Source organism: Rhizobium sp. Pop5, assembly GCF_024721175.1.
GTDB lineage: Bacteria > Pseudomonadota > Alphaproteobacteria > Rhizobiales > Rhizobiaceae > Rhizobium.
The window spans coordinates 137,044-153,051 of the sequence record NZ_CP099400.1; the positions used below are offsets into that span (position 1 = coordinate 137,044).

Here is a 16,008-nt window from a genome sequence, read left to right on the forward strand (position 1 = left end):
GGCCTATTCCACCTTGATGCGCGGATCGATCAGCGGGCTCAGCACGTCGATGATGAAGACCGCGGCGGCAACACCGACGATCGACAGGGCGCTGAGGCCGAGCACCAGGCTGTAGTCGCCGGCATGCACCGCTTCGATCAGCAGATTGCCGATGCCGGGATAGCCGAAGACGATTTCGGTGATGACCGTGCCGTTGAAGATCGCGCCGAGCGACATGGCAAGCCCGGTGAACTGCGGCACCATGGCGTTGCGGGCGATGTAGGAGCGCAGGATCTTTCCCTTGGGAACGCCGCCGAGCTCGGCAAAGACGACATAGTCGTCGGTAATGATGTTGGAAACCAATGCCCGCATGCCGATCAGCCAGCTGCCGGCGCCGACAAGGATCAGCGAGAGGGCCGGCAGGATGGAGTGTTTGAGGATATCGATGACGAGAGCAAAGGAGAGGTCCAGATTGGCGTTCATCTCGTAGCCGCCATTGATCGGCAGCACCGGCCAGATAAAGCCGAAGACGATGAGAAGCACGAAGGCGAGGATATAATAGGGAATGGGCAGCATCGCGATGAAGACGAGACTGACGGCCTTCAGCACCATGTCTTTGCGGTAATAGCCGGCAAGCGCGCCGATCGCATTGCCGAGCACGAAGGTGATCAGGGTGGACACCGTCATCAGGCCGATGGTCCAGGGCAGGGAGCGCAGGATGATTGTCGAAACGGGGGTCGGAAACGCCGAGAGCGAGGGACCGAGATCGCCGGTCGCGAGCCGCAGCCAGAAATGCAGATATTGCTGCCAGATCGAGCCCTGCATTCCATAGAGCTCGCGTAGCGACTGGCGCATCAGCTCGATCGCGTTCGGGTCGGACTGACCCATCTGCGTGATGGCGCCTATGCTTTCTTCGACCGGATCGATCGGGGTCAGGTGGGTGACGAAGAAGGTGATCGTCACGCCGAGAAAGACGACGAGCAGAAACTGACCAAACCGCTTCAGCACAAAGATCAGATAGGACGTCATAAGGCAGTGGTTCCTCTCTGGTTTCCTTTCATCGGATGGAAAGGATCGGCGGGCGGAGCCCGCCGATAAGGAGCCGGCGCGTGGCTGCGCGCCGGCGTTGGGAGGATTATTTCGGTTGAGCCGGCTTCAGCTTGACCATCATCAACCTGGAGTTCGCCCAGTTCGGCACCGGATCCGTATAGGGGTCCTTGATCGTCGGATAGCCGGTCCAATAGGTCGTATCCATCGAGGTGAAGACGTTATAGGACATGAGCGGGATCGTCGGCATTTCGCGGGTGACCAGCTTCAGATAATCCTTGCCGAGCTCCATGCCCTTCGGATCGTCCGCACTGATGCCGCGGATGCTCTCGATGATCTTGTCGAGCTCCGGATTGGACCAGCGCTGCCAGTTGCGCGGCGGCTGAACATCACCCTTCTTCGCCACGAACTGGGAGTGCCAGCTGTCGAGGAAGAAGGAGAGGTCGGGATCGCCGCCCCAGGTTTCGACGCTCCAGGCGATCGCCACCTGGAAATCGCCGGGCTGCAGCGCCGTCTGCCAAAGTTTCGCGGCGGGCACGGCTTTGGCGTCGATACCGAAGGCCGCCCATTGCTGCGCGATCAGCGTGCCGGCGCGGGTGAAGACGGAGCGAGTATCGCCTTCGACCGTCATTCGGATCTTGAAGGGCTGGCCGTCCGGAGTCAGCCATTTGCCGCCGGATTTCTTGAAGCCTGCCTTTTCCAGAAGTTCGCCGGCCGCTTTCGGGTCCGGTTTCCACCAGCCATAGCCGAAGGCACCGCTGATCGCCTCCGGATCGGTCGGGATCTGGTCCTTGAACTTCGGCTGCTTGCGCAGGATATCGGCGATCTGTTGCCCGACTGTCGGGTCATAGGGCTTGATCTTGCTCTTGCCGGTATCGATCTCGAAATTCTTCAGCCAATCCTGCATCGGCGCCTGATAGTCTTTCATCGTAGCGGCCGTCGGCGGCACGCCGAGCGCCGAAAGCGTCGCCGCCCCGCGGTAGCTCGCCATGTCGACTGCCTTGATGTCGATCAGCAGGGCCAGCGCCCAGCGTACATCGGCATTGTCGAAGGGCGGATTCTGGGTGTTGAAAATGACAGCCGGCAGCGTCGGATCCGGATGGGCGAAGGGGAAGCCCGGGAACCAGGTGTCGATGGTCTTCGACTTCTCCTTGAGGGTGAACATGCCCTCCGGCGTATTGTCGTGGATGATATCGAGATTGTGCTCGAGCTGGGCGATCGTGCGCTTATCCGGCGGGCCGGGATCGGTATAGGTCACATATTTCGGGGCCGGCTCGCCGAAGCGGGCGAGCGAGGTGCGCTGCCAGTCGTCGCGCTTCTCCCAGGTATACCATTTGCCCTGCGGATCGTAGGCCTTCAGCTTGTAGGCGCCGAGCGAGACGGGATTGGCGAAATCGTAGCGAAGCGGATCTTCGACTTTCTCGAAGACGTGCTTGGGCATGATCCAAGCGCCGTTCCAGCGAACGGTGAAGATGGCATGGAAGCGCGAATTCGGCTTCTTCAGCTTGAACACCACGGTCTGGGGATCGGTCGCCTCGACGCTTGCCACCTGCACCGAGAAGGCCGCACTCCAGACCATGCCGGGGTGATCCATCTGCGTCTTGACGGTATAGACCACGTCGTCTGCCGTGAATTCAACGCCGTCGCTCCAGTAGAGCCCCTTGCGCAGTTTCACGGTCATTTCGGTGAAGTCGGCATTATATTGCGGCTTGTCGGCGGCGAGCGAATTGTCCCAGGCCGCGCCGCCAAGCCCTTGTTCGGGGTCGATATACCAGAGTGTATCCATGGTCAGCTGCTGCAGGCCGGTCGACACGCCGCCGCCGCCATTGACCCAGATGTTGAACCAGCCGGGATTTTTGATCGTCCCTTCCGGATTTTCGACGATGAGCGTCTCCTTGCGTGGCAAGGAGGTGTAGTCATCGGCCTTGGCGGCGGCGGCCAGACTAAGTGCGGCCAGCGCGACGCCGAATGCGAGCCTCTTCCACTGTTGCATGAACTCCTCCCTAGAAAGCGACGATACGGCGGCCGCTAAGGCACGCATGGGCACGTCGCGGTTGTCGGTTCGCAGAAGCCGGAGCTTGGCAGCTCGAGGCCTTGGTGAACCATCCCTCCGGCCCGCCTGCCTCCTCGCAGTCGAGCCGAATTCTCAGCCGGGTTATCCGGCGGCGGCTGTCACACCGACAGCCTGATGACGTTGTAGGACAGCGGCTTCAGAGCTGCCCGCACCCGTCCGTCCTCAATCTTCGCGCTCTCGACCTTTGCGGGCACGACCGTCTCCGGCCGCCGCGCCGTGTTGACGGCTTCGAGATCGCCATGGGTCATTTCCACCTGCTCGATCAGGCGGGCGGCCCCGAAGCCTTCCAGCCGCACGTCGAGATCGAGCGCACTATCCGGATGGCGGTTGACGGCAAAGAAGGTCAGGCTCCTGCCGTCTTCGGATTGGACTGCCGAGACGTCGAGATAGGGAACCTCGTTCTCCTCGTCGCTATCATAGGTCGGGCCATCGACAACAAGCTGCAGCGCCGAGCCGCGGCCATATCGGGAAGCGTAGTAGAACGGGTAGTAAATCGTCTGGCGCCAGGCCGCACCGCCGTCCTCGGTCATGATCGGGGCGATGACGTTGACGAGCTGGGCGATGCAGGCGATGCGGACGCGGTCGGAGCGACGGATGAAGGTGTTCAGGATACCGCCGACCTGCAGCACGTCCTCGAAATTATAGACGTCTTCCAGCAGGTGCGGCGCATCCGGCCACTCGTCGCGCGCCAGGATCTCCTTGTCCTGCTGGTTGGAATGATACCAGACGTTCCATTCGTCGAAGGAAATGCCGATCGTCTTTTTCGAGCGCTTTTTCGCCTTGATGTAGTCGATCACGCCGCCGATCGTAGTGATGTAGCGGTCAAGCTTCGTCGCGCGGGCGAGGTAGTTCAGCGTATTTTTCTCGCGATTGGCGAAATACATATGCAGCGAGATATGGTCGGCGCTGTCATAGCATTGGTCGAGGACTTGGGCCTCCCAATCGGGATAGGTCTTCATATCGGAATTGGACGAGCCGCAGACCACGAGTTCGAGCGATTTGTCGAAGCCGCGCATGGCTTTCGCCGTCTCGTCCGCCAGCCGGCCATATTCATAGGCCGACTTGTGGCCGACCTGCCAGGGACCATCCATCTCGTTGCCGAGGCACCACAATTTCACATCGTGCGGATTGGCCCAGCCGTGCTTGCGGCGCAGATCGGAATAGTAGGTGCCGCCGGGATGATTGCAATATTCCAGGAAATTGCGGGCCGCATCCAGGCCGCGTGACCCGAGATTGACCGCGAGCATCGGCTTGGTGTTCGCCTTCTTGCACCAGTCGACGAATTCATTGACGCCGATCTGATTGGCTTCACGGGTGCGCCAGGCAAGATCGAGGCGAACCGGGCGCTCCGAACGCGGGCCGACGCCGTCCTCCCAATTATAGGCCGATACGAAATTGCCGCCGGGATAACGGCAGTAGGGCGTATCGAGCTCACGCACCAGATCGAGCACGTCGCGGCGGAATCCGTCCTCGTCGGCTGTCGGATGTCCGGGCTCATAGATGCCGCCGTAGATCGCTCTGCCGAGATGCTCGAGAAACGAGCTGTAGAGCCTGGAATCAATGGTCGCGATGCGGAAATCGCGGTGGGCAACGACACTCGTCTTCAACGGATCCTCCCGTTTATATATCAAGAATTTTGTTTTCTTGCCTCTAACTTGATATCAGGAATGTCGTTCTGTCAATCGAGTCCCTTATTTAATCATACTAATACAAAATTTAAGGAAAAATATTTTATAACAATAACTTGTATAAGATTAACGGTCGCTGAAATCGGAAATAAATGAAGTTTTTAAATCAAGATATCCGATATTGATTTTTTCAGACATGCAGCCGCATGATGATGTCGCGGCCGTGATTCCCGAAGCCGCGGCCGAATATGTTCACCCCGCCGGTATGGCCGGCATTCTCGGCGATGCCGACCCGCAACCGAATGGACGAATGCTGGCCGAGCGCCAGGTCGCCGAGCGTGATATTCGACGCGGCGACACCGTCGATGAAAGTCCCGCGCGTCGAGATCCGCCACGTCTTCATCATCCCATATTGCGAGCCCTCGAGCTTCCACCATGCCGGCGTGAAGGCGCCGCGCTTGTCGCCGTAATCGCCGGGCGACGTCCAGGTGCCGATCGCCATGCCGTTGACCCAGAGCGTGATGTCGGAGGGCCAGTCCGCATTGGTGCCGGGCACCTCGGACGAGAGCTCCAGCGAAAATTCGATGGCACGGATGTCCTTGTTCAACACCTTGGCATTATTGGGGAATTTATATTCCACATAGCCCCGACCGAACCAGACGAGCCCGGCCTGCATGCGCTGCGGATCAAGGAAATAGTCGGGCACGTCGAGCGGGCCGATGACGCTCTCGGTGGAGCAAAGACCACAGGGCGCATGGACGTCGCAACTGGTGTAGAGCCCCACAGGCATCTCGACTTCGATGATGTTGTTGGCTCTTTGGGCGGCACTTTCCTCGAAGCTGATCAGAATTTCGCTGTAGATTGCCGAGCAGATTTTCTGGTTCCCCTTCCGAGCCTTCGCCAGCTGGGAGTCGACCAGCCGGGCGTCTTCCAAGATCTGGATACCGGTCGCGACGGTGGATTGGGGGAGGGAAAGAGTGCGCGCGATATCGTTGATATTCATCGGTCCTTTGGCGCAGAGCAGCTTGAGTATCTCAACCCGTGCCGGAGCCGAAAGCGCGCGTATTGCATCATTATTCTCGCCGGCGGCAATCGTCAAAAACGAACGTTCCATCGTTTCCCCATCATTTCCGATGAACTGATGTATATCGGAAATTCTGATACATCAAGTGGTCTTTAAGCGTCGAGAATTGAGATATCCAATTGAAGCTAGGTGTTTCGGTATGAAAAGGCACACACAAGAACCATTTTGCTTCGTCCGGGGCGGTAAATGCCTTCTTGAAAGAGAGAATTATCTGCTGCAAATTCATGAACTGCTACGTCTCGCGAACTGCCTGGAAATCCAAGATCATCGCGGTTGCGCCTCCATACCATCGGGGCGGCTGTTGCTCTGATCGAAGTGGCTCGGCCGTGCAGGCATGAGTGGCGGGAGCGCGTGCAGCCGCAGCCACGGCGCATCGCCACCCGCTGCGACAGATGGGCCTACACCTTCTTCTCGGCCATCTGCATCGCAGCCGCCGTCATCTTCTGGCTCTGATCAATAAGCCCTGAGTCTAAACCTTGCCCAGATGTTTCGGCCAGAATTCCTGGTGGACTTCGGCGGCTTCGTCTTCGAGGTTCGTCGGGCCAACCACAGTGACTGCACGAGCGCCGGTCTGCAACACTACCCGACTAGGCACGTTCAACCCGATCCCAGCAATCTCGCCAAGCCGTGTTTCGGAGCACGCAAACACCATACGCCCGATACCCGACCAGTAGACCGCCCCGGAGCACATCGCGCACGGCTCAGTGCTGGTGTAGAGCGTACAGTCAGCCAGAAAAGCAGTGTCGTAGTGCTGTGCCGCAAGTTTAACCAGGTTCATCTCGGCGTGGTTTGTCATATCGTGGCCGGTGAAGACGCTGTTTTCGGCGCGTAGGATGACTTCGCCGTCCTTTACCAGTACCGAGCCAAACGGTTCGTCGCCGTTTGCCATCGCGGATTTCGAGAGCGCAATCGCCTCTCGCAGAAACGGCTCGTGATTTTCCATGAGAACTCCCAAGAATTAGAGCGGGATGATCTTCCCGCGGATCGGACGGATTTCCAAGGGCTGCAAATCAGATTCAAGATTGGTGATCTGCATCGCAGCAACCGTCATTTTTTGGCTCTAATCAAAGGTCCTGAGCCTAGATCGAAGTAGCAAGGAGGCGGCCGGAGATTGTCGTAATCCTCAGCCGTTTCGCGATGGCGTCAGTGCCCGGTCGGCTCGGGCTGTAAGTCCGCATCCGTCAGTGTCCCCAGGAAAGCGACGATGTCGTCGATTTCGGGGTCGGTCAGCGCCGGCGCATCTCCGGGTTTCCTGCCGAAGGGCGGGTCCTGGTTGACATTGTCCCAATAGGCTTGCGGCAGGTCGTCATATCGCTGGACCGTGCCGTCGGCGTTGCGAGGATACCAGCGGCCGGAGTCGCTGTCGCGGGTCGCGTAGAAGGAGACGACGTCGCGCAGCGTGTGGAAATAGCCATTGTGGAAGAAGCTCTTCTTCAGCGCGACGTTGCGCAGCGTTGGCGTGCGGAACAAGCCGCAATATTCACTGTGCCCGGCCAGGTCGGTACGCTGTGGGCCGCAGAGGCCGAGGTCGTGATATCCAGGGTCGGCATTGGCCGGGATCGCCATGTTGCGGGGGGCTGCGAGGGCGAGGAAGCCGAAATCGGAAAAGAGCGGCGGCTCGCCGTCATTGGCAGGTTCGCTCAGGTGACAGCTCGAACAGTTGCCCTTGGCCGGGTCCTCGAACAACTGTCGGCCGTGCAATTCCTGCGCCGTCAGCGTCGCCTTGCCGGCGAGGAAGGCGTCGTAGCGGCTGGAATAGGGATAGAAGTCCGGGCCGCTTTGCTCGAAGGTGGCGAGTGCCTCGGCGGCGGCGGCGAAAGTATCCGCGGGGTTGTCGAACACCGTCTCGCCGAAGGCCGCCTTGATGGCGTCGGCATAGGGCGCCCTGCGCAGTTTCGCCGCGACTTCGGCCGCATCCCTGTTGCCCATCTCGAAGGGTGAGAGCAGCGGGATCTTCGCCTGGTCGGCGCCGTGATCGACCCGGCCGTCCCAGGTGAGGCCGCCCGTCGGGCCGTTGTCGACGCTTTCGTCGCCCTCGTCCTCGGAGTCGTAATAATGCTCAGTGAACGCAGGCATCGATTGCAGATAACGCAGCGTCGGAACGGCGCGCAGGCCCGGCTGGTTCATATCCTTGCCGCCCATCTCGACCGGTTTGGCCGATGCTGGGCCGAAGGCGTGAGCGGGATCATGGCAGGACGAGCAGGCCCGGAGGCCTGAGGCCGACAGCGAGGGATCGAAGAAGATTTTGCGGCCGAGCGCAGTCAGCGTTTCGGCCCGGGCGAAGGCCTCGGCGCGTGACATCGGTCCTGGATGGACGCCGGCAGCGGCGGCCGCGCTGCTTTGCCGCAGCGGCGGAATGGCCACACAGAGCGCCGCGGCACCCAGGCTGACTGCCAAACCGGAGCGCAGCAGCCAGAACGTCTTTGTCGACATGATAAGAATTCCAATAGCTTAGGCCTATTTTCCTTCATGATCGAACCTCGTTGCAACAAATTGATGACGGCCGCCTCGCTGTAACCTTGATGTCACAATGTTGATAGACGGCGGGAATAGCGTCGGTGCGCCCCCGAGCGTTTCCCGCTCCCTCTAGCCAACGCCCCCTAGCCATGAGGTCTCTACCCGTGAAAAGACTGAAACTCCTCAACGCCCTCTGCCTCGCCGGATCGGCCATGATGCCGCTCGCGATAGTGACGGCAGCCCATGCCGCACCTGCCGGTTACGACAAGATCGACAATATCGTCGTCATCTATGCCGAAAACCGTAGCTTCGATAATCTCTATGGCGGCTTCCCCGGCGCCAACGGTCTCTCCAATGTCACCGCTGACCAGGCGCGCCAGCTCGACCGCGACGGGCAGCCGCTTGCCGAACTGCCGCCGGCCTGGGGCGGCCTGACCGCCAAGGGCGTGACGCCCGCCGTCACCGAGGCCCAGTCGGCCCATCTTGCCAATGCCAGCTTCGCGATCGACGATCCCAAGGGTTTTGCCCAAGCGCCCACGGTCATCACCCGCGATCTCTGGCACCGCTTCTATCAGGAGCAGATGCAGATCGACGGCGGCAAGAACGACAAATTCGTCGCCTGGGCGGATTCCGGCAGCCTCGTCATGGGCCATTATGACGGCTCCATCCTGCCGATGTGGCAGGTGGCGAAGAAATACGTCCTTGCCGACAATTTCTTCCAGGGCGCCTTCGGCGGCTCCTTCCTCAACCACTTCGCGCTGGTTTGCGCCTGTGCGCCCTATTACCCCGACGCCGACAAGAGCCCGGCCAAGCCGGTGATCGCCAAGGTCGATGCCGACGGCACGTCGCTTGTTGTGGCCGACAACGCCCCGAAGTCGGCGCTCGACGGCGCCCCGAAATTCGTCTCCGACGGCACGCTGACGCCCGATTTCTACGCCGTCAACACCATGCAGCCACCCTATCAGCCGAGCGCCAATCCGCCGGCCAAGGACGGTGATACCGCCTTGGCCGATCCGGCAGCGGCGACGACACTGCCGCCGCAGCATGCGATCACCATCGGCGATCTGCTGTCGCTGAAAGGCGTCAGCTGGGCCTGGTATAGCGGCGCCTGGCAGGCGGCGCTGGACGGCAAGAACGCCACGCCGGTACCGAACTTCCAGTTCCACCATCAGCCGTTCAACTATTTCGCCAATTTCGCGCCCGGCACGCCGGCGCGCGCCGAACATCTGAAGGACGGCGGCCTTGCCGGCGAAGCCTTCCTGAAGGATATCGACGCGGGCAAGCTGCCGGCCGTTTCCTTCTACAAGCCGCAGGGCAACCTCAACGAACATGGCGGTTATGCCGATGTGTCGAGCGGCGACCAGCATCTTGCCGATATCGTCTCGCATCTGGAAAAGAGCCCACAATGGGGTCATATGCTCGTCATCGTCACCTATGACGAGAATGGCGGCTTCTGGGATCATGTCGCGCCGCCGAAGGCCGACCGCTGGGGCCCGGGCAACCGTATTCCCGCCTTCATCATCTCGCCCTTCGCCAAAGGCGGCACGATCGATCATACCCAGTACGACACGACCTCCATCATCCGCCTCATCACCGCGCGCTACGATCTGCCTGTCTTGCCCGGTATCGTCGCCCGCGACGAGGCGCTGCGCACCAACGGCCAGCCGCCGATGGGCGACCTGACCGCTTCGCTCGACCTGACGCATTGACGATTGAGCGGCCCCGGTCACCGGCCGGGGCCGCTCAATCTCTTTCTTTACGCATTCCGGGCCAGCGCACTTTTGCTGGAACTGCTTGTCGTCACCGGCGCAGCAGCGGCCGCAGCGCGGCCTGAGTTTCCTTCAGCAGCTTGAGATAACGCTCCTTCATCTCCGCGGCCGGGACGAGGGCGGCCGGCGCGCCGATATTGATCGCCGCCACCGTTTCGCCGCGGTCGTTGTCGATCGGCACGGCAATGGAGCAGAGGCCGATTTCCAGCTCCTGATCGATGATGGCGTAACCCTCGGCGCGGACGCGGCGGAATTCGGCAATGAGTTCGTCCGGGTCGGTCCTGGTATTTATCGTGTTTTGCTTCAGCTCGCTGCGGGCCAGGATGGCGCGCGCTTCGTTCTCGGTCAGGGCAGCAAGGAGCACGCGGCCCATCGATGCGCAGTAGGCGGGCAGGCGGCTGCCCGGAGTGAGATTGATCGACATGACGCGGCGCTGCGAGGCGCGGGCGATATAGACGATTTCGGTGCCGTCGAGCACCGAGGCCGAGGCGCTCTGGCCGGCTTTCTCCGAGAGAAGATCGAGATGCGGCTGCAGTAGCGCCGGCAGCGGCGTGGCGGCGAGATAGGCATGGCCAAGCCGCAGGATCTTCGGCGTCAGCGTGAAAAACTTGCCGTCGTAATCGGCATAACCCAGTTCGGCGAGCGTCAGCAGCGAGCGGCGCACGGTAGCGCGGTCAAGATCCGTCAGCTTGGCGGCCTCGGCGATGGACAGCCGCTGGCGCGTTTCACCGAAAGCTTCGATGACTTTCAGGCCGCGGGCGAAGCCGCTGACAAAATCCGTTTCGCGCATCGGTATTGTTTCTGCTCTTTCGACGTTTTTCCGAGGCAGAACCTCGCCGAGGTTTCTATAGGGGAATTCGAACCGTGCATCACTTTGTTTCGGAGATCTGCCCCAATTGATTTGTCCATGTCCGCCTGTCGATCATTTGGAAGCAAACGACAAAGGTTCAGCCCATGTTGCCGCCGGCCCGCTGCTGTTAAAGCTCCGATATTCGTCGCTCGTCGCCAGAACTTCTCTGTGGGATCCGGTGAAATGACGTCGATCCGGCGCAAGAAACAGAACTTGGCTATCCGCATCGAGCAGGGACAGATCATGCGTGACGAAAACCGTCGTGCATGTCTGCTGCAACTCTGCGATGGCTTCCAGCACCCGCTTCCGGTTCGCTTCGTCCAAGGCAGCGGTGGGTTCGTCCAGGACAAGCAGCCGCGGTTTGGCGAGCAAGGCACGCGCAAGCGCGACACGTTGCTTTTCGCCGCCCGACAGGCGGCTTCCCCGTTCGCCGACCGTCGGTTCTCCGAGGTCCTGATGGCGGCGGACGACTTCGTTCAGGCCGAGCTTGCGGATGACCAGTTCGATCTCCGCCGGTGATGCGTCGACGCCAAAAGCAATATTCTCGGATATCGACCAGTCGAACAGCAAGCAATCCTGCTGCACGACGCTGATGCTTGGTCTGAAGAGACCGGCATTCTGTTCGCCAACCCTGGTTCCGTCGATCAGATACTCACCGCCATCCGGAACGGAGAGGCAGGAGATGACTCTTAACAAGGAAGATTTGCCGACTCCCGATTGGCCGACGATATAGAGCTTTGCCCCGGCCGCGACGGAGAAGGACAGATCTTCAAGCAAGGCATTCTCGCTGACGGTCACGGAAACACCGGATAGCTGCAAGGACATCGGCGATCGATCTCCGCGATCCGACCGGAGGTGAGGTGCCGGCACCGGCACGGACAGGAGATCCATAAGCAATCTCGCTTCCCCCAGCGACGAATTCACTTCGCGGTAGACACGCGCGAAAGTCTCCACAGGCTGCAGGAGACGGATGATGTAGGTGTTTAGAAGCACCAGATTGCCGATGCTCATGGCTCCCTCGGAAACGTCAGAGGCCCCGCGCCACAGGACGCCGAGCACAACGGCTCCGAAGACGAGCGCCTGCAGAACACCGAAAAAGGCTCTCTGTCTGAAGGTGACCGCCCAGGCTTTATCGTTGACCTTGAGTTTGAGGTTCAAGCGTTCCGTGAATTCTTCGACCCTGTTTGCCTGTTGAACGAGTTCCGCGTTTGCGACACCGTCGAGCCCGAAGGTCCACGCTTCAATTCCGGTCTCCATCGCATTCTCTGTGGCCCCGCGGATTTTCGTCGCCGAGACATTGGCGATCGCCGCGTAGACGAACAGGGCGGAAAACAGCAGCAGCGCGATCCAGACGTCGATCATGAAGGCGATGACCGATGCGGCAATCACCAATTCAATAAATGTAGGTATCAGGAAGAACGTCAGGTTGGAGGTTATTTCCCGGACCGCGTCCAGACCGCGCTCTACCGTCCTGCCGATCTCATAAGTCGTGTATTCCCTCAGCTTGCGATAAGGCAAGGAGAGGGCGTGATTGAAGACATGTGTGGTCAAATGCCTTTGAAGGCGCAGATTCATCGGGCCGAAGGTCAGCCATTGAGCCTGTTCGAGAGCGCCGACGATCGTCAAGCCGATCCCGAAGGCGATTATGTAGCGAATACCTGGGCTCCCACCAGAATTTCCCTCAGCCAGCGCATCGATACCTAGCGAGAAGAACACCGGAAACAGCGCCGCGCCGATCGCCGTAAGCGTTATAGTGCACAATACCAAGGCGAAGGATGCGCGTTGCCTGCGATTATTTAGAAGCATATTATTAATTACTCTGAATACGCTTTCAGATTTACCCATAATAACCGCTCCATATTTCGAATTTTATTGATCGATACAAGTGAATATCTAAGAATATTATTCTTGAACTCTCTTGATTTATACAAGGTATCACAAAATTTCTTCTTGACGAACGCAAAAATTGAAATAGTTTTGCTTTTGCAGCGTGGTGCTGCAATTTCAACTCGCAAATAGGAGGTATGTGAAATGACGACGCAGATTCTGAATCCGCCGCAGTTTGGCACCGAAATCGAGTTCGTCGACGCGGGCGATTCCACGGTTCAAACGGCTGCGACTTGCGCACGTTGCGACAGCAGCAGCCGTTGCGGCGCCTCCGGCAAGTCCTCCGGTTCGGCCAGCTCGATTTCGACCTGATAGACAACGGCTGGCCCCGATCAGGGGCCGCCACCTTTCACAACGAGGTTTGCAAAGATGTTTTCGGTTTCCCCGTTCGTACTCAGTTCGGCGCCGGCGGATGGCGCATGGCAGCTTTTCACTCCGGTGGGTGCGGCGCGCATCACCGACGCAAATCTTGTCGCGGCCCTCGGCGAAATAAAAGCGCTCCGGTCTCGTGTTGACGAGGTGGAGATCGAAAAGATCCTCGAGAGGAAAACACTTCCGGTCAGCGCCGCCCAGCAGTTTCTTGAACGCCTGAAAGTGCTTCGAAAAGTCGAAGATATGAAAACAGTGGCGGTATTTTCGCCGTCCCAGACACTTGCCGATGATGTCGTGCAATTGATCCTTGACCGCGACGCGGTCTCCTGCCGGGCATGCACGACCCTTTCAGATATCGCGGACGCCGATTTGATCCTGGCAATTCAGGATCGCTACGAGCCGGGGCTTGCCAAGGACATCTACGCCGCCTGCAAATCGAAGAGAGAGGCCATCCTGCTTCACTCCTATTTTGTTTTCCGGCATTTTATCATCGACGGCTTCTATTCGTCGGCCATCGATCTGCCCGACCATTTTAGCGGTATCCATAATCTCGCCGGACTTGACCGGTCGTCGAAATTCAAGCCCTCCAGTTGGGCCGACTATTTCTTCTCCGATCCCTATGCGATCGAAACGATGCATGTTCCGACCTTTCCGGCCGCCCAGATCGAAACGGCCGTCGCGCTGCATCTTGCTTACATGCGGCTCCGCCCCCTGATAGCGGACGGCGTATCGCCGCTTTTTCCCGACGATCTCAGCACGGTTATCGAGCTCAATCTCGACACAGGCCGTATCGAACGGCATCGGGGCGTCCATTCCAATTTCAGCTCGTCGCTGCGAGAGATTTAGGGAGGACTGTCAGATGCGACACGTCAAGATATCCTCGGTGAACCAGATTTCACACGCCGGCCAGTTCGTTGATCCGGAGGTCGAAAGCGAGATCCGTGCATTTCATCAGCACTGCATTTCCGTTGCAGGTTCTCCGTTGGAGAACGCACTCAGCCAGCCTTACCTTTCCATCGAAGACCTGAAACGAGCGGAGACCTTCGAAACGCGGTTCTCCCACATTACCCGCACCATCGAGTTTCCCGATGCCTCTGTCGCCGACACGACCTGGCGGTGGCCGTCGCTTGACAAAGGCGGCACGCGACCAATTGATTTCTCCACCGTTCACCAAATTTTTTCAGAAGCGCTTGGTGCCGATTACGCCAGACGTCGGCCTTACCCCTCCGGAGGCGCCCTTTACAGCGTCGAGTCGGTTGCTATCCTGGGAAACGTCCTGGGAAACGTCGTGGGAACGGAAGAAGGCTTCAACGTCCTTCATTACCTGCCGGTGAGCAACGCCTTCGAAATGCTTCGAGGCGGATACGATCCCACACTCTTCAATGAAATCTACAAGATCGAGCGCGCGGCATTTTACGTCGTGTATTTCATCAATCTCAAGAAGGCGATCTTCAAATATCGTTCGCGCGGCTACCGCCTGGCCTTGATGGAAGTCGGGTCGATGTATCAGCAAATGCTGAGGGTCGCCCAAGACCATGGAATACGCTCCCGTGTCCTGTCGGGATTTTCCGAATACGCCCTTGCGAAAAACTGCGGGCTGGACAGCCGCGTTCTCCTGCCGGGGATCATCCAGGCCTTTGCCTATCCGGAGGAGAATTAATGCAACGGTCATATCGCAGTTTTGCTTCCCGGACGCCGAGATATCGTGTGACCCCTGCCTATCCCGCGAGCATCTTCGAACCGACGGTGTTCTCGGCCGATGATGCGAACGACCTCAATGGTCACGGATTTGGCCTTGGGCCAGGCGTCGCGGTCAAAGCCATGGGTGAGTATTTTGAACGCTATGCGGCGTTCCGCGCTGTGACCTCCCGCGGGATGGGTAAGATCGCCGAGATGCGGCTTGATCCGGAAGAGCAAGATGCTTTGGTTCTTGCGCTTCGCCAGACATGTCACGATGACGTGCGCGACGATATCGAGGCCGCGAGTTTTCGACTGGTCGAAGTAAACAGGCTCGGGGAAGACCGCATGGCTCTCTACCCAACCCTGCTTCTGTCATTGCACAGCTTCGACGAACAGAGAGACGTTCGCTTTGCTCCGGTCCGAGACAGCTCCGGATCGGCGATACATCCGGATAAAAAGACTGCATTTCAGGGCGCTCTGCTGGAATTTGTCGAGCGCCAATGCACGACCGCGATGTGGGTCTCGCGGCGCTGCAACGCTATCGAAGGTCTTGGCGCTGCGCTCAAGGACCGCAAGGCGCGCGCCATCCATGATCAGATGGCGATGGCGGGAAGCCTGAATGTTCTCGACCTTTCGTTCTTGAAAGGCGCCAGCGTCAAGTTTTGCGAATACAAGTCGCAGGATCCGGATGCATTGGTGAATTTCTCCTGCGGCTGCTCGGCGGATTTCGATCCCGATGCCGCCACGGCAAAGGCCTTTACCGAAGCATGGCAGACATCGCTTCTCCTCCCTCAGATGGAGTTCTTTGGAGCCCGAGAATATGGCAGCACCTCTCTGAAGGATAATTTTCAGGCTGCGAACAGGGCAGGTTTCGAGTTGGGTGTCGGCGTCGATCCCAGGGCAATCGGAGCAGACGGAAACGACAGAAACATGGAGACGCTTGTGGACAGCATTCTTTCCGTATCCAGGAACGTCTATCTCTATTTCCGCAGCATCTATGTTGCCGGCACCAAGCTGCACTTCTGCCGCGTCGTGTCGCCGGATTTCTTCCTTCACATGAGCCCGGGCGACCATAACAACAACGACAACAGATGGATCGATCTGTTCTGCGAGAAAGCGTCCAGACGGCTGGAGCCCATGCCATTTTCATAACAAAGGCGGGGGAGCGACCCCCGCCTCCC

The 16,008-nt window shown here is 59.2% G+C and carries 13 protein-coding genes and 1 pseudogene; 6 read left to right on the forward strand and 8 right to left on the reverse strand.

Translation table 11 applies throughout. The features are described from left to right. Window positions 1–3: 3 nt before the first annotated feature. From NE852_RS24500 to NE852_RS24515, 4 genes are all read right to left on the reverse strand, one after another. A complete protein-coding gene (locus NE852_RS24500; protein ID WP_008531757.1) occupies window positions 4–1,008 on the reverse strand; it encodes an ABC transporter permease in 1,005 nt (334 codons plus the stop codon). A gap of 106 nt (window positions 1,009–1,114) precedes the next feature. Then, the gene (locus NE852_RS24505; protein ID WP_126919110.1) at window positions 1,115–3,019 is read right to left on the reverse strand and encodes an ABC transporter substrate-binding protein; all 1,905 of its coding nucleotides are present in this window, start codon (window positions 3,017–3,019) and stop codon (window positions 1,115–1,117) included. A 179-nt stretch (window positions 3,020–3,198) separates the two neighbouring features. After that, a complete protein-coding gene (locus NE852_RS24510; protein ID WP_258156826.1) occupies window positions 3,199–4,707 on the reverse strand; it encodes an alpha-N-arabinofuranosidase in 1,509 nt (502 codons plus the stop codon). Window positions 4,708–4,918: 211 nt separating this feature from the next. Next, window positions 4,919–5,842 (reverse strand): transcriptional regulator, encoded by a 924-nt coding sequence (locus NE852_RS24515; protein WP_258156827.1) that lies wholly within the window; start codon window positions 5,840–5,842, stop codon window positions 4,919–4,921. Window positions 5,843–6,178: 336 nt separating this feature from the next. Between NE852_RS24515 and NE852_RS24520 the strand changes: the two are divergent. Then, window positions 6,179–6,265 (forward strand): annotated as a pseudogene (locus NE852_RS24520) (IS5/IS1182 family transposase); the annotation flags it as partial. Window positions 6,266–6,281: 16 nt separating this feature from the next. On the opposite strand, the gene NE852_RS24525 reads toward NE852_RS24520, so the two are convergent. Both NE852_RS24525 and NE852_RS24530 read right to left on the reverse strand, forming a co-directional pair. Further along, complete coding sequence (locus tag NE852_RS24525; protein ID WP_008531769.1) at window positions 6,282–6,755, reverse strand: nucleoside deaminase; 474 nt, start codon at window positions 6,753–6,755, stop codon at window positions 6,282–6,284. Window positions 6,756–6,955: 200 nt separating this feature from the next. After that, window positions 6,956–8,245, reverse strand: a complete 1,290-nt coding sequence (locus tag NE852_RS24530; RefSeq protein ID WP_258156828.1) for a cytochrome-c peroxidase — start codon at window positions 8,243–8,245, stop codon at window positions 6,956–6,958. 188 nt (window positions 8,246–8,433) lie between these two features. Between NE852_RS24530 and NE852_RS24535 the strand changes: the two genes are divergently transcribed. Further along, window positions 8,434–9,978, forward strand: a complete 1,545-nt coding sequence (locus NE852_RS24535) for an acid phosphatase (RefSeq protein ID WP_258156829.1) — start codon at window positions 8,434–8,436, stop codon at window positions 9,976–9,978. A 91-nt stretch (window positions 9,979–10,069) separates the two neighbouring features. On the opposite strand, the gene NE852_RS24540 is transcribed toward NE852_RS24535, so the two are convergent. Both NE852_RS24540 and NE852_RS24545 read right to left on the reverse strand, forming a co-directional pair. Continuing rightward, on the reverse strand, window positions 10,070–10,828 hold the full coding sequence (locus NE852_RS24540) for an IclR family transcriptional regulator C-terminal domain-containing protein (RefSeq protein ID WP_008531780.1): 759 nt from the start codon (window positions 10,826–10,828) through the stop codon (window positions 10,070–10,072). Between the two features lie 132 nt (window positions 10,829–10,960). Beyond that, a complete protein-coding gene (locus tag NE852_RS24545; protein ID WP_128623601.1) occupies window positions 10,961–12,733 on the reverse strand; it encodes an ABC transporter ATP-binding protein in 1,773 nt (590 codons plus the stop codon). A 186-nt stretch (window positions 12,734–12,919) separates the two neighbouring features. On the opposite strand from NE852_RS24545, the gene NE852_RS24550 reads away from it, so the two are divergent. Genes NE852_RS24550 through NE852_RS24565 form a run of 4 tightly spaced genes read left to right on the forward strand, consistent with a single transcriptional unit; the run spans window position 12,920 to window position 15,979 of the window. Further along, entirely contained in the window at window positions 12,920–13,087 is a 168-nt protein-coding gene (locus NE852_RS24550) for a phazolicin family TOMM bacteriocin (RefSeq protein ID WP_164841440.1), read from the forward strand. Between the two features lie 57 nt (window positions 13,088–13,144). Further along, a complete protein-coding gene (locus NE852_RS24555) occupies window positions 13,145–13,993 on the forward strand; it encodes an McbB family protein (RefSeq protein ID WP_008531782.1) in 849 nt (282 codons plus the stop codon). A gap of 37 nt (window positions 13,994–14,030) precedes the next feature. After that, window positions 14,031–14,807 (forward strand): nitroreductase family protein, encoded by a 777-nt coding sequence (locus NE852_RS24560; protein WP_258156830.1) that lies wholly within the window; start codon window positions 14,031–14,033, stop codon window positions 14,805–14,807. Next, a complete protein-coding gene (locus NE852_RS24565; protein ID WP_008531785.1) occupies window positions 14,807–15,979 on the forward strand; it encodes a YcaO-like family protein in 1,173 nt (390 codons plus the stop codon). Before NE852_RS24560 ends, NE852_RS24565 begins: the two co-directional genes overlap by 1 nt. Window positions 15,980–16,008 lie beyond the last annotated feature (29 nt).